The organism is Mesobacillus selenatarsenatis SF-1 (assembly GCF_000813125.1).
GTDB classification, from domain to species: Bacteria; Bacillota; Bacilli; order Bacillales; family Cytobacillaceae; genus Mesobacillus; species Mesobacillus selenatarsenatis.
Map to the genome: position 1 here is coordinate 37,360 of NZ_BASE01000031.1, position 20,823 is coordinate 58,182.

19 protein-coding genes are annotated in these 20,823 nt (G+C 34.7%); 14 read left to right on the forward strand and 5 right to left on the reverse strand.

Translation table 11 applies throughout. The annotated features are described in order from the left end of the window. The first annotated feature begins 10 nt into the window (after positions 1-10). Positions 11-1,060: a mechanosensitive ion channel family protein gene (locus tag TY49_RS07190; protein WP_041965228.1), complete on the forward strand. Its 1,050-nt coding sequence runs from the start codon at positions 11-13 to the stop codon at positions 1,058-1,060. Positions 1,061-1,307: 247 nt separating this feature from the next. Here TY49_RS07190 and TY49_RS07195 read toward each other — a convergent pair whose 3' ends face one another. Then, a complete protein-coding gene (locus TY49_RS07195) occupies positions 1,308-1,952 on the reverse strand; it encodes an SDR family oxidoreductase (RefSeq protein ID WP_041965229.1) in 645 nt (214 codons plus the stop codon). A 200-nt stretch (positions 1,953-2,152) separates the two neighbouring features. Between TY49_RS07195 and TY49_RS07200 the strand changes: the two genes are divergently transcribed. After that, positions 2,153-2,344, forward strand: coding sequence for a YbxH family protein (locus tag TY49_RS07200; protein WP_041965230.1), 192 nt, complete (start codon positions 2,153-2,155; stop codon positions 2,342-2,344). An 83-nt stretch (positions 2,345-2,427) separates the two neighbouring features. Here TY49_RS07200 and TY49_RS07205 read toward each other — a convergent pair whose 3' ends face one another. After that, complete coding sequence (locus tag TY49_RS07205) at positions 2,428-3,669, reverse strand: dicarboxylate/amino acid:cation symporter (RefSeq protein WP_041965231.1); 1,242 nt, start codon at positions 3,667-3,669, stop codon at positions 2,428-2,430. 243 nt (positions 3,670-3,912) lie between these two features. On the opposite strand from TY49_RS07205, the gene TY49_RS07210 reads away from it, so the two are divergent. Together TY49_RS07210 and TY49_RS07215 are read left to right on the forward strand one after the other, a co-directional pair. Then, entirely contained in the window at positions 3,913-4,452 is a 540-nt protein-coding gene (locus TY49_RS07210; RefSeq protein WP_156972625.1) for a class I SAM-dependent methyltransferase, read from the forward strand. 100 nt (positions 4,453-4,552) lie between these two features. Then, a complete protein-coding gene (locus TY49_RS07215; RefSeq protein WP_041965233.1) occupies positions 4,553-5,512 on the forward strand; it encodes a nucleoside hydrolase in 960 nt (319 codons plus the stop codon). A 40-nt stretch (positions 5,513-5,552) separates the two neighbouring features. Here the strand turns inward: TY49_RS07215 and TY49_RS07220 are convergent, their stop codons facing one another. Continuing rightward, a complete protein-coding gene (locus TY49_RS07220) occupies positions 5,553-6,773 on the reverse strand; it encodes an MFS transporter (protein WP_041965234.1) in 1,221 nt (406 codons plus the stop codon). A 175-nt stretch (positions 6,774-6,948) separates the two neighbouring features. Continuing rightward, positions 6,949-7,188, reverse strand: a complete 240-nt coding sequence (locus tag TY49_RS24570; protein WP_156972626.1) for a hypothetical protein — start codon at positions 7,186-7,188, stop codon at positions 6,949-6,951. A 135-nt stretch (positions 7,189-7,323) separates the two neighbouring features. On the opposite strand from TY49_RS24570, the gene TY49_RS07225 reads away from it, so the two are divergent. From TY49_RS07225 to TY49_RS07260, 8 genes are all read left to right on the forward strand, one after another. After that, positions 7,324-7,884, forward strand: a complete 561-nt coding sequence (locus TY49_RS07225) for a flavin reductase family protein (protein WP_041965235.1) — start codon at positions 7,324-7,326, stop codon at positions 7,882-7,884. A gap of 449 nt (positions 7,885-8,333) precedes the next feature. Beyond that, entirely contained in the window at positions 8,334-10,883 is a 2,550-nt protein-coding gene (locus TY49_RS25220) for a Spaf_1101 family AAA-like ATPase (protein WP_052442116.1), read from the forward strand. 136 nt (positions 10,884-11,019) lie between these two features. Then, entirely contained in the window at positions 11,020-11,202 is a 183-nt protein-coding gene (locus TY49_RS07235; protein ID WP_041965236.1) for a hypothetical protein, read from the forward strand. An 81-nt stretch (positions 11,203-11,283) separates the two neighbouring features. Further along, positions 11,284-11,958 (forward strand): hypothetical protein, encoded by a 675-nt coding sequence (locus TY49_RS07240; protein ID WP_041965237.1) that lies wholly within the window; start codon positions 11,284-11,286, stop codon positions 11,956-11,958. Next, positions 11,913-13,895 (forward strand): TnsB C-terminal domain-containing protein, encoded by a 1,983-nt coding sequence (locus tag TY49_RS07245; RefSeq protein WP_041965238.1) that lies wholly within the window; start codon positions 11,913-11,915, stop codon positions 13,893-13,895. The genes TY49_RS07240 and TY49_RS07245 overlap by 46 nt, the downstream gene beginning before the upstream one ends. Before the next feature lie 21 nt (positions 13,896-13,916). Further along, positions 13,917-14,909, forward strand: coding sequence for an ATP-binding protein (locus TY49_RS07250; RefSeq protein WP_041965239.1), 993 nt, complete (start codon positions 13,917-13,919; stop codon positions 14,907-14,909). A gap of 35 nt (positions 14,910-14,944) precedes the next feature. Further along, positions 14,945-16,504 carry a hypothetical protein gene (locus tag TY49_RS07255; protein ID WP_041965240.1) on the forward strand — a complete coding sequence of 520 codons (1,560 nt, stop codon included), beginning with the start codon at positions 14,945-14,947 and terminating at the stop codon, positions 16,502-16,504. Positions 16,505-16,592: 88 nt separating this feature from the next. After that, positions 16,593-17,972, forward strand: coding sequence for a hypothetical protein (locus TY49_RS07260; protein ID WP_041965241.1), 1,380 nt, complete (start codon positions 16,593-16,595; stop codon positions 17,970-17,972). Between the two features lie 366 nt (positions 17,973-18,338). Here TY49_RS07260 and TY49_RS07265 read toward each other — a convergent pair whose 3' ends face one another. Then, positions 18,339-19,223: a LysR family transcriptional regulator gene (locus TY49_RS07265; protein WP_041965242.1), complete on the reverse strand. Its 885-nt coding sequence runs from the start codon at positions 19,221-19,223 to the stop codon at positions 18,339-18,341. 120 nt (positions 19,224-19,343) lie between these two features. Between TY49_RS07265 and selD the strand changes: the two genes are divergently transcribed. Together selD and TY49_RS07275 are read left to right on the forward strand one after the other, a co-directional pair. Further along, positions 19,344-20,339, forward strand: coding sequence for a selenide, water dikinase SelD (gene selD / locus TY49_RS07270; RefSeq protein WP_041965243.1), 996 nt, complete (start codon positions 19,344-19,346; stop codon positions 20,337-20,339). A gap of 153 nt (positions 20,340-20,492) precedes the next feature. Continuing rightward, a complete protein-coding gene (locus TY49_RS07275; RefSeq protein ID WP_041965244.1) occupies positions 20,493-20,813 on the forward strand; it encodes a DsrE/DsrF/TusD sulfur relay family protein in 321 nt (106 codons plus the stop codon). Positions 20,814-20,823: the final 10 nt, after the last annotated feature.

Here is a 20,823-nt window from a genome sequence, read left to right on the forward strand (position 1 = left end):
GGTGGTTCACATGGTAGATACTTTTATTAGGGACATTTCACGCGAGGATATTATAAGACTTGCTGTATTTTTAGTAATTATTATTGTAGGAAATTGGCTGATAAAAAGGGTTGCTAAGTTTTCGGCTGCCAAAGATTCAAGATTTTTTCAAAAATCTCTGCCGATAATCGATTCGCTTGCGGACTGGGTAACTTTTTATGGAATCATCATTTTGCTCTTATTAACCTTCTCAAAGAATGAATTGTTATTTGAGCCGCTATATACCCATGGGGAAGTAAAGGTGACAATCCTGCTGATTGTCATAGCATTCCTTATCGTTTCGCTGGCTCACAGGTTAGTTAAGCTATTCAATAAGTATATTTTGTCCTCTGTATACGATTACTATGGGGTGGACAGGGGATTAGGCTATACTTTTAATCAAATCATTTACTATACTGTTATGTTTGCAGCCCTTGCTGTAAGTTTAACAAGTGTAGGGATCAACCTGACTGCGATAGGAGCAGTTTTTGGTGTTCTTGGCATTGGTATTGGTTTTGGCATGAGGAATGTTGCTGGTAACTTTGTATCCGGTATAATCATTTTGTTTGAAAGACCGATTGAAGTAGGGGAAATCATTCAAATCAATGATAAGGTCGGGCGTGTTGAAAAAATACGCTTAAGATCCACAATCATCCGAACTGCAAAGGAAGGGACACTGATTGTTCCTAACCAGTATTTTATCGAACAGATCGTCAAGAACCGAACCAGTGCAAGAATGATGGCTCAGGTAAAGGTGAGTGTCGCTTTTGGGACAGATACTCATATGGTACAGGCTCTGCTTGAACAAGCAGTTAATGAAATTAAGGAAAATGAAGATGGCATCCTAGATTCTCCGGAACCTGATATTCGTTTTATTGATTTTCATAGCAAGGCTATGGAGTTCCTGATTGAAATACCGGTCGTTAACTTTGAAATCAAAGAAAAGATTGAAAGTAAATTAAGACATATGGTCGCGGCCATCTTTGTTGAACACAATATTCAGCTTCCAACAGTAAATTTACAAATGATTGATACAAATTGACCTGTGCTTTTATTCAGCAAAGTAGGGAAAAAGAGTTTACCAGCAGGGTAAACTCTTTTTTAATCGTTAAGGAATTTAAAAGTTATTGAGGTGTGGATAACTTCAGGAAGTTTTCTTAATCCAGCTCCAGCGCCTAGCCCCTCGAGTCGCTTCGGTCCGCCCAATGAAGTCAAAGAACGACTTCACTGGTCGGCCCTCCACCGCTTGTCGGGGCTGAAAGAGGCGCTTGCGCTTTTTGTTCTTCCTATTAAAAACTTTTAATCGCTTCAGAAATATCAATTTTTCCCGAAATTAAATCAAAGGATTTCTTGGAAGTATTTTTCGCATTCAAGCATGCCAATATGGTTTTTGCTACATCAACTCTTGGAATCGTGCCAGTTTTCAGGTTCTCAGCAACCTCAATTTTACCCGTACCAGGTTCGTTGAGTAACCCTCCAGGCCTGATGATTGTATAATTCAGGCTGCTCTGCAATAAAGCGCGATCAGCATAGTGTTTTGCCACATAATAAGGTTTAATGGCTTCAGACCAATTCTCTCTTTTATGAGCTTGCAGGGCACTGACCATTATGAACCGGTCAATTCCAGCCTGCTCTGCAGCCTCCACCGTTTTCACAGCGCCATCAAGATCCACTAACAGTGTTTTATCCAAACCTGTATTTCCTCCTGAACCTGCTGCGAACACAATGGCATCGCAGCCTTTTGCGGCAGATGTGATGTCTTCAACGGTACCTTCAAGACTGGCGATTACAGTTTCTACACCTTTTTCTTCAAACTCCTGAGTTTGTTCCGGTTTTCTCAGCATCGCTCTTACATCATGTTCACTACTTTCTTTAAGCAGACCAACAAGTTGTTTGCCAATCTGTCCATTAGCACCTACGACAAGTACTTTCATCAGATTACCTCCTTAAAAATTCTATATAAAACCTCTTACTCACATTAAAATCTGTATAACGCCACGTGTATATAATCTACCCTTTATTCAGGATTGTAAAAGGATTTAACTTATCTCCCGGGGGAGTAGGCTATAAGTGGGTATCATCGACACTCATTGGGGAATACAAAAAAGGAATACAAAGCAGGAGGGATAAAAGGATGGGAGCAATCGAACGAAGTGGTTATGTATTTGAACCTGAATATAGTGTGATTAATCAGGATGGAGCTATTCATGTATACCATAAAGGGGAATTTATCGAAGAAATAAAATTTTCTTTTGATGGGGAAGGACCTGAACTTGATCAGATCGAAAAGTTGATTGATGAATATTGTGACACGCATGAACTGTAACGGAAAGCTTTATAGTTTTCAAGAAGGCCAAATAAAACAGCTGCTCAATATCAATTGAGCAGCTGTTCATAACAGTTTAGAAATTATGCAGTAACATTCTCGTCTATTTCAACTTCTTCTAAAGTTTCCCCTTCAGAGCGGGCAACATAGACGGCGCAAGCAGCATCCCCGGTAATGTTTACAGCTGTTCTGCACATATCAAGGAGACGGTCAACCCCCAGCACTAGAGCTATGGCTTCAACAGGCAAGCCTACTGAAGTTAATACCATAGAAAGCATGATCAATCCCACTCCAGGGACACCAGCTGTTCCTATACTTGCCAGGGTCGCAGTCAATATGACAGTCAATAATTGACCCAGTCCAAGTTCGGCTCCATATACCTGGGCAATGAAGATGGTGGCAACCCCTTGCATGATGGCTGTTCCATCCATATTAATCGTGGCTCCCAGCGGCTGCACGAAACCACTGACACTTTTGGAAACTTTGAGATTATTTTGCAATGTTTTCATCGAAATAGGCAGGGTCGCTGCACTACTAGATGTACTGAATGCAACAATCATAGCTGGTGAGAATTCTTTGATGAATTTAATCGGGTTCAGTTTTCCGAGCAAAGATACTGCTGACCCATAAGTAATCACAAGGTGTAGCAGCAGGACGAACAAAACCACGAACATATATTTACCCATTGCTGTGATTGCCTCAAGTCCCTGGCTGCCGATTGCTGTGGCAATCAAACCGAAAGCGCCGTATGGTGCAAATTTCATGATCGCCTGAACTAAATACATCAGTACATCGTTTGCCTGTTCGACCAGTTTGATCAGTCCAGATGCTTTTTCACCAACTCTTGCGATACCAAAGCCAATGATAATTGAAAATGCGATGACCTGGAGCATGGAGCCCTCAACCATAGCACCAAGAGGGTTGGCAGGAATAATATTCAATAATGTTTCAATAACCGGCGGTGCCTCAGCAGCTTCAAAACTTGCGCCATCCAATTGGAAGCTGCCTGAACCTGGTTGAACCAGAAGTGCCATTCCAATCGCCAAAACTAATGCAATTGCGGTGGTCACGAGAAAGAAAGAAATCGTCTTGCCGCCGATCCTGCCGAGCTTCTTAGGATCACTAATGCCCGCAGTTCCTAGTATAAGAGAAACGATGACAATAGGGACAACAAGCATTTTAATCAAATTGACAAAGATTTTTCCAAGAGGGACAAATACATAACTATTGACTGTTTCGAACACTCCAGGCAATGCTAAGTTAAAAATAAGACCAACAATAATACCCAATCCCATACCATAAAGGATTTTTCTCGTGAGTGACATCTGATCTCCTCCTAATAAAAATAATAAGATATGAAAGCGCTTACTAAAATAACTGATAATTATAAATATTTTGTTACAATTAAAGTATGACTATTTTTGAGTGATTTAGCAATATGTTTTCAGAATATTATAAAAACTAAGTGTAAAACGAGGAGATAATTCATATATGGTATATTTTTGATAACTCCATTCGGAAGGCAGTGATATATAGTGGACACTCAAGATAAATGGAATCGAAAATATATGGATAAGCTGACTAACCAGGCTTCTCCAGAACCAAATAAAAGATTGCTACAGATGGCTTCTTACCTAAACGGAGGGACTGCAATCGACTTGGCCTCTGGACTGGGAGGCAATAGCTTCTTCCTGGCAGAGCTAGGCTATGACATGACAGCTATTGATATTTCTGACATTGCTATTAACTATGTTCAAGAGCAGGCAGCCAAACGAGGGTTGAATATTACAACTAAAGTGGCCGATCTTACAAAAGAAAGAACCGATTTAACGACCCGTAAATACGATTTAGCGGTAATGACATATTATCTGGAACGTTCTCTATTTCCACTAGTAAAACAAGTGATCAAAGATGATGGATATTTATTCTTCGAAACGTTTTACAAACAAAAAGCAGCAGCGAACGAGCATATTTCAAATCAATTTAAGCTAGAGTCGAATGAGCTCATTAAAGAATTCAGAGAGTGGAAGATTCTCTTTTTCGAGGAAAATGAGCAGGAAGGACGACAGACAATATTTTGTAAAAAAATAAGGGAATCAATCGGTTAAGAATGTCATATCCCTATTTTCTGAACATAAATAATGGAAGGAGTATCAGAAGGAGTTATATTTCATAAAATAGGTAACATGAAAAAAAGGGTGGGTTGCTATGTATAATATCCTGTTGTTTACGGATTCAGGGGTAGATGATTCATTGGCCCTTATGTATGCCTTGCTTCATCCTGAACTAAATGTTGTGGGGGTTGTTACCGGGTACGGAAATATCACAAAAGAACAGGCAATAAATAATACAGCCTATTTATTGCAGCTGGGAGGAAGAGAGGATATACCGATCATTGCAGGTGCATCGGGCCCTTTATCTGGTGAACTGGCTACCTTTTATCCGGAAATACATGGACCAGAGGGGCTTGGTCCCATCAGACCCCCAGAGGATTTGGGGGAAGTAGAGGTTTATGATATTGACAAAATCCTTGATATTGTTAACCAGTATCATGATAATCTTGTAATCGTCGGAGTCGGAAGACAAACGGAACTGGCGATCCCATTTATCTTATATGGCGAGGAAGCGTTCAAAACAGTGAGTGCTGTCTATATCATGGGAGGAGCGTTCCTCGTACCTGGCAATGTCACAGCCGAAGCTGAGGCAAATTTCTATGCCGATCCGATTGCGGCTAATCAGGTGCTGGAAAAGGCAAGAAATGTATTTCTACATCCTTTAAATATCACTAATAAAGCCATCATTCCCCCAGCAGTAATAGACTATCTTGCACAAAACAGCCAGTCTCCTTTTAAGGATCTAATTAAACCTGTATATGATTATTACTTTGATGCGTATAAAAAGAATGTTCCGGGCATCCAGGGGGCGCCGCTCCATGATGTGATCACCTTGAGTGCCCTGGTGAACAAAAATCTTGTGAAATATTTGCCAAGACGAGTATCAGTAGAATTGTTTGGGCGCGCCAGGGGTAAAAGTATGGCTGACTTCAGGCCCAAGCCTGAGCAGGAACCAGAAGAGAATTTGGATTGGATAGGCATGGAAGCAGACATTCCAGCTTTTATTGAAGATTTCACTCTTGTCTTCATGGGCGACACAAAAGCTAAAAGTTAAACAAAAGGAACTCCAGCAATAGTAGGAGTTCCTTTTTCAGTTATAAACTTTGATTTACTTCCTTATACTTTTTCCTATTAGCATTTGAATATAGCATCACCAAAAAGCTTGAAGTAATCAAAGTTCCGTGGAAAATCCAGACCATTTTAGCCAATGAAAGAGCTTCTAACAGAATCGGGGCAACGACAAAGCCAAGTGCGAATCCTAATGATTTTAACAGCATGCCAACGCCAAATATTCTCCCCCTGATGTAATTTTCTGTTTTCTGAAGGATGGTCGCGTGCAGGGTGGTGAAGCAGGCATCAAAAATCCCGGTAAAGAACGCAAACATAAGGACAATCCAGATATTTAAATTTGACAGAAAGGTTATAAAGCCAGTCGACATCAAGATCGCTGCAAAAAAATATGTACGATACAGGTGGTTACCCTGCAGGAATTTCATTTTCGGCAGCAGAACGGTGGCTAGCACAGAGCCGATTCCCCAGACACCCCAGATTAGCCCGTAAATCAAGCTCTGTTTGCTGGAATCAATTGTTTCAGCCAGCAAAGGAATACCAAGATTATGAGAGGCACCGGCAAATGAACCAACTAGGAAAACAATGTTTACATACAATAACATCGGCACTGAAAGGATGAAAGTATATACTTCTTTTAAATCTCTACCAATCTGGGAAACTTTCTGTTTAAATCCATTGGTGATCAAAACTGAATTTGCCGGCTCAGTTGTTTGCCACTTGATTTTGATTAATACTGCTGCAGATATTAGATAAGTAGCAGCGTCGATGATCAAGGTAACCTGGTAACCGAGAAAATCTGTGATCAATCCAGCACCAATGAACCCAAAAACTAAGCTGATCGATGTAAGTCTCGAGATAAGAGCATTCGTCTCTAAAACCTTGTCCTGACCGAAAATTTGCGGAATTTCAGCACTGTAGCTTACAGCAAAAAAGCTGCTCGTCAAACCAATCAAGAAGCAGACAACCAATATCATTACCGGATTAGGGAAGGGAATCAAGCTCAGTATGATGATTGCACGAAAAACATCAGTCCATATCATGATTTTTCTCCGGTCAAAACGGTCAGCAAGAACACCTGAAAATAAGCTCGATAAAACACCGCCTAATGTACGGAACGCCATGGTGGCTGCAAGCCAGGCAGGACTTCCGGTAGCGATATACATCAAAACATTGATTGCGATTAAATCCATAAAGGTTCCTAGATCTGAAAATGCTTTTACATAAAGAAAAACTTTGCGGTTCATAGAATCTCCCTTAATCATGAGGTAGTATAGTTATTCTGTTTAATTTTAAAGATTTTGAATTTACTTCGCAATACGAAATTTCAGTTTTTTGCTATAATAGAGTAAATTTGTTTAATAAAACTAAGAAACTCCCTGAAAAACAGGGAGAGCCTTGTATTTTTGCTAACTTGCTATCTTACCACCATGGTCTGCCATACCAGGGACGACGACCGTATCCATACCAGGGACGTCGGCCAAATCCATACCATGGTCTGCGGCCGTACCAGTACCCAGGACGTCCGTAACCATACCAGGGACCACCGAATCCATAACCGCCATAAAATGCAGGTGCGGCAGCAGCAAGGAACAATAAAGGTATAATCCTTTCATCGTTCTGCTGATCTTTTCTGTGAAGATAAGTTTGAGGATAATTCATTGAGCAACCTCCTATAATATATTCAATATAGGATATGTGACTAAAAATATGACGGTATTAAAATAGGAAAAATAGACAGTTGCCCATGCTTCTTAAGAAATACAGCGCTATACATAAAAAGGAGGGACATACATAATGATTCAATTAATCAATCAAACTGTAATGCATAGTTATCCAGGAATGGTCGCACTGGTGACGGTTAATCATAACGGAGAAAATAATATCATGGCTGCTGGCTGGCATTCCTACATATCTTACGAGCCGCCAATTTACGGAGTTGCCATCGGCCGTGAACGTCATACTTACCAGCTCATAAAATCTGAAGGCAAATTTGCCATTAATTTTGTGCCATTTGAATATTCTGCTCTTATTCAGCAAGCAGGTGTGTATACGGGGTCAAAAGTGAACAAATTTGAAAAGGCGAACATCAGTTTCGATCACGGATCAGCAACGAATTCACCGATACTGCGTGATGCATATATAGCATATGAATGTGAAGTCATAGACCGTCATAGTTACGGTGACCACGATTGGTTTGTTGCAAATATCGTACAATTTTACAAGGATCCAGATAAATTCCTAGAAAACGGCATGCCAAATTTCGATGAGCTCACGATTCCGCTTTATTTAGGAAGATCAACATATACGAATGTAACTCAACATAGTGATTTTGTTTCGCATAAGATAGAGGAATAGAAGCACAGTAAAAACACGAAAAATGATCAGCCACAGGTGCAGATGATTTTTCGTGTTTCTTTTTAGTAAAGTCGGGATGTACGTTGAAGAAAATCGTCCTACATTTGAATATAAGGAAAACGCTTAGAGAACAAGATTCTTTTTGTTATGTAGGTATATTCTCTTCATTTATTTAATGAAGAGAATATACCTACATAATAATATAATGAAGAAAAAGACCCTACATACATAACTTAAATTTTTTAATGAATTTATTTAAAATAATACGGTGTAATTTTTTACTTTTAGTTTTGTGATATTTTATAAGTACCGTCATGGGCTTGAATTAAATTTCCCCATAATTAATAGTGGATATAAACTATATACAATATTAAAAGTAATAAAATAAAGATTAAAATTTATATGGTAAAATAAGTATTATGAATTTTAGAGGGGGTAGTTTTTCGGGGGTGGAATACGATTATCTATCTGGTATTGTTGATATGATCAATTCAAAAAGAAAAAGCTACGGTGAATTAAAAAAATGTGAATTTCATTTCCATACACCAGCTTCTTACGATTATGAACTTATTAAAGGAAGTAACTACCATACATTATCTTTAGATGAAATTCTTAATTTTTCAGTTTTAATAGGATATTTAACAAATAGTAATAAAGAAGAATTAATACGGAATATGGATCACTATACAAGTGAAGATTACTTTAAAGAACTTAAGCTGAGTGGAAAGCCATTTCATTCTTTTAAAGAATATTTAGCGTATATGTTAATCGCGCATAAAATGTATCAAGAAGACATTGAAGTGGCTGTTATTACTGACCATAATACAATTCAAGGATTTCAAAAATTAAAATATGCGTTAGAAGAGTACTATCAACAAAGAATAAAGAAATTTAATAATAAAAAGAATCCAGTATATTTATTTCTTGGTGTTGAGATCTCTTGCTCGGAGCAGAATCATCTTATAGCTATATTTAACGAACATAAATACGACAAAATCCAAAGTTTCCTTGATGAGATCATTATTAGTGAGGAAGAAGGAACATATTATACTGGTGAATATATCATAAAAGAGATTACAGGAGTTTTAGATGGACTTGCTTATATTGCTCATTTAAATACTAGTAATCTTCATGGAAGTGGATTGTATAATAAAACATTATTCTCCTCTAACCTAATGCATGTTTTTGGACTAACAAACTTAGGAAGTGAAGACGCACAAAGAAATAGAATATGGCATCATGATAAAGTAGCTTCTAAGCGTCTAGGAGTAATATTTGAAAGCGATTCTCATTCTATTGACACTTTAGGCGTGAAGAATACTTGGGTGAAATTTAATAAGGTGAACTTCGCTTCTTTAAAAAAATCCTTTCAAAATCATCCTATAAATATTTATAAAATAAAACCTAACAAATCTAACATTTTCATTAAAGGTATGGTAGCTTATCCTGGTGATGCAGGCTTTCTAATAAATAAGCCTACCAAAACTACTGAGGAAGCCTTTAGTATTGATTTCTCCAGAGATTTAAATTGCATTATTGGTGGTAGAGGAACCGGAAAAAGTACAATTATTAATATAATAGAGGTTGCATTAACTTTAGAAGTTAATGACATTAAAAAGCTGGAATTTATCTCAAGACATAAGAAGATATATATTCTTTTTTATTATAGAGAAAATGATTATATTTTAGAATTTGTGCCACAAACAAAGGATCTTGAACGCGAATATTATATAGATAATATTTTTTTACAGAACGCTTTGCTTGATAATCTTGAAGGTAAGATACACCTATCCCCAAACTGGGTATCTCTATATAAAGTCGATAGAAATAGTTTTGTAAAACTTGATTCAGATGATTCATTCAAAATATTAACCAATATATATAGAAGGTCATATTCAATTAATAATATCATAAACAAAATAAATCTCGGAAAAGTGGATGAATTTATTAGGGATATGGTACTTTTCCGTTTAGAGGGAGATAGTTTCTCAAACATATTGACAAGTATTAAAACAATTTCTGATAGAAGTTTTTATAAATATGTTCGAGAAAATATAGACCTAATGTTAATTGCTGTAAATCAAAGAAAAGAAAAAATCAATAAACAAATAAGTGGATTCAATGATGAGTTTGAAAATTTGCTGGAGATAGTTTATTCTCCAAAATTAAAAGAGGATAATTATTATCTGAACAATTTGTTAGAAAACATTAGCTCTAATCAAAGAATTCTAAATACCTATTTAAATTGGGATAATGTGGCTCGTTATATCCAGGAATTTTCAAAGAAATATGGTTTTTTAGTGTTTCTAAAATTGTTATTAAAAAAAGATTTCCATGGTTTAGATAGGAAACTGGGTATTTCTTTTTTTGCTAATAAAAATGAAATTAAATACTCAGATATTGTATCGGAAATCTTAGAAGTGAATGAAAAAAACAAGTTTGAACTATATAAAGAAATCTACAAAAAAATTTCTTCTAATAGGAAATTAATTGAAGATACTTTAGTTAGTTGGTTTGAAGTTATTGATGAATTCACGTTGAGATTTAATGTGAATTCAAAAGAATTAACAAGTACCAGTGGTTCTTTAATGAAAGATATAACAGAAATGTCCCTTGGGCAAAAAGTTGTAGCTGTTTTAACATTCCTATTTAATTATGGTTATTATACTATGGATAACACTCCTCTTGTGATAGATCAACCTGAAGATAACCTAGATAATCAATATATTTATAAAAATTTAGTAGAAAGTTTAAAACAGATAAAAAACAATAGACAAGTGATAATTGTAACTCATAATTCAACAATTGTTACCAATTCCGATACAGAACAAGTTATTATTATGGATTCAAACAATAGTAAAGGTTGGATTGAAAATAAAGGGTATCCTTCTGATGAAAAAATCGCAAAACTTATTGTAAACTGTCTTGAAGGTGGCATTGAATCTTTTAAACACAAAATGGCTATCTATTCCTTGTTTGTAAAGGAGTTAACGAATTAATAAGTAACCATTAATTTAAACAAATTATCAAACGTCTACTAAATTGTAGACGTTTTTCTTTTTGACCAAAGTTAAAGCAAGTATAAACACTTAAAAAATTGGAAAATATGAGAATAAAATGAGAGGAGGTTATATTTTGAAATTCATAGAAATCAGATTAACTAAGCATTCTATTTACTTAACAGAAGAAGAGATCAGACTAATCTTATCTAGTCATCCTGAGGTTTATTTAGAAGGTATAAAAAGAGGGAAGGCCTTCAAAAGAAGCAACCAATTGAAGGAACGAATAAGAAACAAAAACAATGAGGAAATAAATTGAGTATTTCCCATAACTTTATATGTTCATAGTTATTTGAAATTAGAGTAAGCTATATGTAATTTATGAATTGAGGTGTGACAATTGTATGAACCGCATCCTATAATGAGGAACAGCTCGTTTTATAAGAATTATTGGGAGGCCTATAGTCCTAAATTAAAACGTGATGTCTGCTATCTTGGACAAGCTAATTATGAATTATGGCTGCTGATTGAAATAAACCATGAAATAATATCATTTTGTGAACGTCCTTTAGTGATATCGGGTGTTTTAAATAAGAAAAAAATTGAAGTTATCCCTAACTTCTGGCTAAAATACAAAAATGGACAGGAAAGCATTGTAATTATTGAAGCAAGCAAAAGTGAGAAACAAAAAAGAGAAATTACCTTTTTAGCAAAATGGTGCAAGGAAAATAACAGACAATTAGAGGTAAAAGATTATTCATATCTATTAAAAAATCAACTATTAATAAATAATGCAAAGCGGATAATCCCCTATCTCTCTAGTTCTAACCCCATAGATTTAGATATACATAAAGTTAGTAAATGTCTATCTTTTGAGAAAAGGACAATAAAAACGGTCCTGAATGAATTAAACGACTCGATTACTGAGCAAAGAATCATAGTTGCTCTTTATAGCTTAATATTCAATAACAAAATAGCATCCAATTTAAACTCAAAACCAATAAATATAAATACGGAGGTGTGGCTCCATTGTCCAGAAGAAGAATCACAGAATCATACGATAACGAATTATTAAATACAACCAAATGGCCAAGAGCAAATTTAAATATCATGCCCGAACAAGATTTGGAGACTTATAAAAAAAGAAAAAAAGCTGTAGAGATGTTTATAAAAGGCGATTCTCTTAAAGAAATAAAGATAGAGACTGGCATAGATAGGAAAGAAATTAATAATTTTTTCAAGAAGTGCTTATATGAAGATAAGTTTGGGATAATTTACGGATTTAATGCATTAATACCTGGAAAGACAATCAAACAATATAACAGAAAAGAGTTACCAAACTCTACATCAAAGAAGCACTATAATCAGCAGACTGGAGCATTTGCACTGTTGTTAAAAACCTATCCAGTATTGCAAGAATTAATCGATACTTTATTCTTCAAAAATAAGAATAAGTCTCTAACCGACCCTGTTATGAAAAAAAACAGAATACATAAAAGGTTTATTGAGAAATGTAGAGAGTTAGGATTAAAAGCGCCTTTTGATTACCCCTTTAACACGAAAGAGTTGGCAAGAAGATCTTTATATAGCTATCTTCAAAAATTAGAAGAAGATAAAATGTCTGATGCAAGCTATAGATACAACAGTGAAAATGAACATCATGATAATATTAATAGTCACTTTAACGAACAAGCACCTACCCTTTTAAAACCATACGAGAGGGTCCAATTTGACGGACACAAAATTGATCTATCCCTCTCATTAACTTTTGAAACACCTTCTGGAGATGAAGTTACTAAGGTTTTAGATCGAATTTGGTTATTAGTGATCATAGATGTAGCATCAAGAGCAGTTCTCGGATATCACATTTCGTTAAATAAAGAGTACAATTCAAACGATGTTCTGCAATGTGTGAAAAAATCAATAGAACCTTGGAAGCCTCTTAACTTGACTATTCCTGGTTTAAAATATCCACCAAATGGAGGAATACCTTCCGGGCTTATAAAAGAATCAAAGTGGGCTTTATGGGATGAATTTTATTATGACAATGCAAAAGCCAATTTATCCATCATAGTAAGGGACAGAGTAAAAAGAATCATAAACTGCAGAGTAAACGCTGGTCCAATTAAATCCCCAACAAAAAGGTCTTTGATAGAGAGATTTTTTGGATTACTTGAGGAAAATGGGTTCCACCGACTAATAAATACAACAGGCAGCAATCCTAAGGATCCTAGAAGAAATAACCCAGAAAAACAAGCACTAAAATTTAAGATGAATATAAACGATCTTGAAGAATTAACAGATGTGTTAATTGCTGATTATAATTCTACGCCTAATGAAGGAACAAGTTATTCAACTCCATTAGAAGCATTACAACACAGAATAAATAAAGACCCAATTATTCGCCAACTTCCCGAAGAAGAGCGAGATAATATTCCATTTTTATGCGTTGAAGCTAAACGGGAAGTTAAGGGAAGTATCGAGCAGGGAAGAAGACCGTATATTCAGTTTGAAAACGTAAGATATACAAATGAACTTTTACTAAGGTCTCCAGGCTTAATAGGAAAAACACTGGAATTAGTTATAAATATTGATGATGTAAGGTTTTTAACTGCATATTTACCAGATGGATCAGAACTCGGAAAATTAGTAGGAAGCGGTTATTGGGGTAAAACAAAGCATAGCCTGGCTTTAAGAAAAGAGATTTTTAGTTTGAGAAATAAAAAACTCATTCACTTTACCACAAAAGATGACCCGATTAGGGCTTTTCAACAGTATTTAAAAGAAAAAGCGATCACACATAAAAGATATAGAAATAAATTAAATTCGTTAGAAAAAACTTTAGCCAATGAACAGGAAGTAGCCAAAAACATACCAGAGACATCCGAGAGGAAAAAGGTTAATCCGCCTAAATTAAACAATGTAAGTCCCATTAAAATAAATACTAAAGATAAGATGCCAAGTGTTGAAGTAGAAAATAAAAAAAGATTAAAGAGAACATTAACCTTTTAATGAATTGTCGAGGTAATAATTATGGAACAAGCAAATCAAATTCAAGCTCCTCAAGACTTAGATCGTCCAATAATACCAAATGGTAGCCATCCGATTGAAACAGGTAGATATTTGCTGGCAACAAATGAAATCCAAAAGCTATATTTTAAAATACAGCAGTGTTTAAATAACCGTTTTCCTGGTGCAATAATTTACGGTCGACCCAGACTAGGAAAAACAAGAGCAATTAAGTATCTGACTCATATCCTTCCCAATGAATTTGAGGGTTTACCAATTTATTTTATTACTTGTCGAAAGTATAAAAACCCAAATGAAGCTGTATTTTTTGAAGATCTTTTAATCGATGTTGGGCACGGAATTCCTTTTTCTGGAAAGGCAAATGTTAAAAGACAAAGATTGCTTAAATTTCTAATTCAAGAAGCTGAAGTCTCTCGACAAAAAAGAATAGTACTTTTCATAGATGATGCACAAAGATTACACGAAATACAGTATGGGTGGCTAATGGATATAAATAACGAGTTAGACAGATTCGGTGTCTCTTTAACGGTTTTTTTAGTAGGACAGCAAGAGTTACTCGATCAGAGGTCTGTCTTTCTTGAATTAGGTCAAGCTCAGATAATTGGTAGGTTTATGGTACAACAACATAAATTTGAGGGGGTATGTAACCGGTCAGATATGTATGAATGCCTACTAGGATATGATGAAGATTGTGAATTCCCTGCAAATAGTGGATTCAGCTTTACTAAATATTATTTTCCTGATGCGTTTGTAAATGGATTTAGATTGGCAAATTATACTGATGAGTTGATGGAAATTTATACAGAAATGAGAAGAGAAGCTGGACTAAGTTCTCGATTTGAAATCCCTATGCAATATTTAACTTTAGCCATTGAATATGCATTAAAGAAATATGGTGTTGAAGGTGAGGATTTGAGCTCTATTTCAAAAACTCAATGGATCGATGCTATTACGTACTCAAGTTATATAGAATCTGAATTATATAGTGCTATCTAATTAATATAGACTGTGGTAAAAGGGTTGAACCTATTTTGAATCGCATACATCTAGAACCTACAGAAACACTATGCACAAGGTTGACATGGGATATTAAGTGGATAGCCGACTTTGAATCTCCTTGGGGCATTATTGAAAAAATCAAGCATGCAAACCTAATTCCCTCAAAAGAACTTTTAAAAATATGTGGAACAGCACATGTTAAGGGATTGAAATCAAATATAGGTTGGAATCACCGGGAGTTATTGACCTTAAAAGGAATTGATGATAAACAATTCAAACATTATTTCGGTTTTTCCATAAAAGAATATAATAATAATCTTATTGATATGCTTTGCAAACCACTTTTTGATGGAAAAACAAATGTAAATAAATACTTTCATAACAGCCTTTATATTTGTCCAACTTGTATTAAAAAAGGATATCATAGTATTATTCATCAACTTAAAATAATTGACGAATGTCCTTTTCATAATCAAAAACTTATTCAAGCTTGTGAACGTTGTAGCAGATGGTACCGAAATGACTTTGGTTATGAAATAACCAATAAAGCTACCCCTCCATTTCATTGTAATTGTGGAAATGGATACTTAGAAGAGAATGACGAGTTATTCCCTAACTGGTATAGCCCGAGAATGGAAGATATAAAATCAATAGAACTAAGAAGCTGGTTAACGTTAAATGAAGAAGAGTTAAAAGTGTTACAAGGAACCTATTTTTTACACCATAAAGACTTTCCTTTACAAAATAATCTTTTGAAAAAAATGATAACTTTAGTTTCTGACATACCGCATATTAAAAGTGGTAGGATGGTTTCTAATGGTTCAATATCTTTTTCAAATATTAAAGGAAATATGGTTCCATTATTACTTCTCGATAGTTTTCCCTATAGAAATCCCTATTTAAATGTAATAGATGAAATATTTTTATCCACCAGGCAAACGATAAAAGCCATCAGTAGGAAAATTCGTAAAGAGGTCTATAAATATCACCGAAGTTGCCTTAAGCGAATGAAGAATCATCTAAGAGTGAGCGAAGAAGATAATTCCTTTTTTTGCCCGGTAGCTTTCGCATACCTAGAAAGCAGAAAAAATCTACAAGGTTTTAATGAAGCAACAAGTGTTGATAATCGATATGCCTATGAAGACAGAATAAATGACCGAGGATTTGATATTGCAAATAGAATTGATAGAAACTTAATTCTTACTATGACAAAAGATTTGATTCGATCAGACAATTTTAATTTTAATGTACCTAAATTAGAATGGGTTATTAATAGAGTAATTGCCCATTTATATTCACATCATTTTAATAGTTTGCTAAACTCTTTATCTACAAAAAATAGAGAAAATACTAGTGTTGATTACATTAAATATAAAAATTTAAATCAAATCTTAATAGTGAATTCTAGGTTAGACAATTGCGACAAGATTTATTGGGTGGATTATATACCTGATTATAGTAAATTAATTACGAAATATAGTGAACTTTGTCCGAATAAAAGTGTGAAACAAAGAAGAATTAAAACTTCTGAAAAAAATTATAATCCAAGGAAACTAGCAATAGAGAAATTGGATTCAAGAAGAAAAAATTAAATATATTTTATGCTGCTGAAAATTTTCAGCAGTTTTTTGTATTTCTTCACCTCCGGCTGTCAATAATCATAGTGAGGGGGAGGAACATATGAGTTCAATTATAATTATTGAGAAGGATATAAAGAAAAAATCTTTATTAAACTGGAATAATAGCTGGATTAATGAGTTTGAGTCTATATGGAGTATTTTTGAAAAGATAAAGGAAGCAAACAATGTTAGCAATAAAGAAATTTTAAATCTTTTCACCAGTGATAAAATTGTTTCAGATAACAATCACTCAATATTTTTTTCTAGATTTAATTCAGTACCGAATATATTAATTGGTTATGATATCTGTCAACATCAGTTGAACTTAGTTAAATTAATCACTGCTGGACTGCCTATTAATAATTTCCCATTTGAAAAGTTGTTTAGAAAGGAAGTTACAACTTGCAAAAAATGTATAGAGTTTAATTATCATAGCATATTCCATCAATATAAATTCTTAAGTTACTGCCCTTTTCATCAAATACCTTTGGCCATCACTAACCATAAAAAGAGTATTATAGTTGATGATTCTCTTAATAGTAATTTTCAACTTAAAGAATTAAATAGAGATGTAGAGTCAAGCGAAAAAGTTCATTTGTTTTTTGATGCTAAAATGAAATGGCAAACAGTAAAAAAATTTCAGTCAAGCTGCAGTATTACAAAAGAATTAATTGAAAATAAATCAAATAAAGGAAATATAATTCTTTATTTTGATCCTGGTGTATTTATTGTCCGAGAGGCTGCTTTAGAGAAGTATAATTACATTTTATTTAATAAATGTAATGAGAATATAGGTAATGAAGAGTTACTTACTTTCAGTAGTCCAAAAGCAAATAATAATGAGGAGAAATTCAATTTTACTGAAAACGACTTTAAAATACTGTACTTGTCTACTCTAAAAACCTTTCATTCATTTGTTAGGCACCTTAAAGCTACCATATTATTTAAACACAAACAATGTATAGAATTTAATATTAGGAAACATCCTGTTAAGCCAAAGTGTCCATACGCTAACGCCTATGTTCATTGGAGAAAATTTATTGAGGGGCTTAGTAATATTTCTGAAGTAGACAAAAAAAGACCAAAGATTCATGATACTTACCTTAATTTTAAAGTTTATTCCTACCAAGAACATGGTTTTTTTGAAAGGCTTTTTTATGCAACGATATCCTCTATTGATGAAAAATATAGAACTCGCAAATTAGTTTTATGGTTAATTAATAAAATTTATGGGATGGTTATAACTAACTATTTCTATTGTTGGTTAGAACACTTTCAGCAGAGCGAATTTAATGAGAATACTTACTATTATTGTCCTCTAAAATTTGAGTACATACCAACTTTTATAGTTGAAATAAAAAAGGAACAAAAAGATTCTGTTAATCTTCACCTTTGGAAACAAAACAAAAGTAAGTTAGCAATTAACAAACCAAATACTTAAAAGGCATTTGGTTTGCTCTGAGTATTTTTATCTAGTCCGTTTTCTTGTTATTAAATCGAATATTCTCGCATTAGAATTACCTAGTAGATTTAATATGAATACAGCCAAAAATTGTAGAGACACATTTCATATCACTGAATGACAAAAAGTGTCAAGGAATGACAGGCTGTTTACCAGTCTTCTTTAAACGGGGCAGATTTTTGCAAATCACATTTAAGTCTTTAGAGTTTGTGAAAAAAATGTACTTAAAGTAACGACGACGCAGTTTAGTTAAAGAAGAATTTAAATTTTTCTATAGAATCTAATATGATTAACTAAATTCCCTTTTGTTTATGCCTCTATAAAATGTGCAAAACTTGTTATTCTTTAACTGTAAGCAAATATATTCTTCTTTATATAATTGCTGAAAATCAAAAGAGAAGGACTGATAAATTTTTCTCTTGGTGATATGACTGAAAAGCTTCTTTGGCTTCTTTCGTTAATTTCATACCTTTCTATCTGTCCTGATTGCAGTTTATCCGTAATAACAAGCTGTGGCAGGATACCAATTCCTCTTCCATTTTTAAGTGCTCTCATGATTGCTTCGTTTGTATCGAATTCAAGCAGCTTAGTTGGTTGGAACCCATGTGATTCAAACAGTAAATCAATAAGTCCCCTTGTATTTGTGCCTTTTTTTCTTAAAAAGAATAACTCATTTTTCAATTGATGGATAGAAGATACACCATCCAGTCTGAAACCTCTGTCAGTAACGAATATTATTTCATCTTTCAAAATTGGCTTATATGTTAATAATGGATCATTATTTCCATAAGCAGTAATAGCTACATCCAATTCTCCTTTTTTTAATTTTTCAATGATAGAATCTGTATGATCAATTATTAAATCTACCTTTATTTTTTTATATTTGTTTTGAAAATCGACAATTAAAGCGGGCAGAATATAGTTGCCAACAGTCGTGCATGCTCCCACTCTAATATCACCAGTCTCCAGGTTGGTAAGGGCCATCATGGCTTTTTCTGTTTCTTCTGTCAGCAAAAGGATTTTTTCGGTATATTGGAGCAATCTCCGTCCTGCGTCTGTTAATTCAACCTTCCTGCCACTTCGATTAAAGAGAGAAAGCTTATAATAGACTTCCAATGCTTCAATTTGCCTGGAAACGGCAGGCTGGCTAAGGGAAACCTTTTCTGCAGCTTTTGAAAAATTAAGGTAGTTGGCTACATAGTAAAAACTCTTTAATTGGTGGAAATCCATATTTACACCCCGGAATCTTATCATGGTATGATGAAGTTATTAAAAACAAAGGAGAAGAGTATGCATAATCCTAATATTGCGTTAACCTCTTATTCTTCAGGATCTGGCTGAGCATGTAAAATACGGTCCTCAGACCTTGCGCAAGTATTGCGTAATTTACCAGATTCATCTGATCAAAAAATTATTGCAGGCATTGGGGAAGATGTGTTTGCTTTTACCCATCAAAATGAAACCCTCCTGCAAACTGTCGATATCATAACACCTATCGTGGATGACCCCTATCAATTTGGTGCAATTGCAGTTGCGAATGCCCTCAGCGACATATACGCAAAAGGAGGGATCCCTAAGTATGCGTTAAATATCATTGAATTCCCGATTTCATCCCTGCCTCTAAGCTACCTTGAAACTATGATCAAGGGTGGAGCAGATAAAGCGATGGAAGCCGGTGTTGCCATTGTTGGCGGCCATACCATCGACGATTCCCCCAAATATGGGTTCAGTGTAACTGGCTTCATCCCTGAGGGTGGTAAATTCATCAGCAAATCAGGTGGTAAGCCAGGAGACTTAATTTTTCTAACCAAGCCGCTGGGCATTGGTATTTACACAACTGCCATCGACCATAAGCTGGCCAGTGAACAGCAAGTAAACGAAGTGGTGGAACTGATGATGACGTTGAACCGTGAGGCATCTGCAGCATTTCTCGAGGTAGATATTCATGCCTGTACGGATGTGACGGGATTCGGTCTTTTAGGCCACCTGTCAGAAGTAGCAGAGAAAAGCAGAGTATCAATTGAAATTTATAATGATAAAATCCCGCATCTCGATGATGTTTTTCCTTTGCTAGAACAGGGAGCTGTGCCAGAAGGAATCATCAAAAACCACTACTCTTTCCATAAAAACGTTCGACATAGAGACGCATTATCGAGGGAAGAAGAGTTTTTATTGTTTGACCCACAAACCTCCGGCGGCCTTCTTATATTTGTTTCGCCTGAGCAAGCAGAAATATTGAAAAAGTATTTCTCTGACAAAAGTCTGCCTTTATACGAAATAGGAAAGGCTGTTGAACAAAAGGAAAAACTTGTTGAAACAATAAAAAATATCAAGATTAAGAGTTAGGAACACTTGTCGTTCCTGACTCTTTTTTTGTTCACTTAACTATGCAAAATACTCATTGCAGTATAATTATAATGCATTTCCATTATGAATTGACCGGTTCTATAATGACAATATAAAGAACATTTATCAAGAACAGCAAAGGAGGAAAATTCATTGAAATTTGGAATCATTATCGAGACGAAAGAACCGGAAAAAAGCTGGAATGCCTTTAGGTTTGCAAATGCATCTCTCCTTCATGGTCATGAGGTAAAGATTTTTTTAATGGGAGAAGGAGTTGAATGTGAAAGTGTTACTCATGAAAAATTCAACACCGCAAAAGAGTTTAATCATTTTCTTGAAAATGATGGAGTGATTTTGGCGTGTGGCACTTGCATTCAATCCCGCAAACTTGATAATCAGACGGTTTGTCCAATCTCAACTATGAAGGATTGTATTGAAATGGTGGAATGGGCAGAAAAGGTTATTACATTTTAAAGGAGTTTAA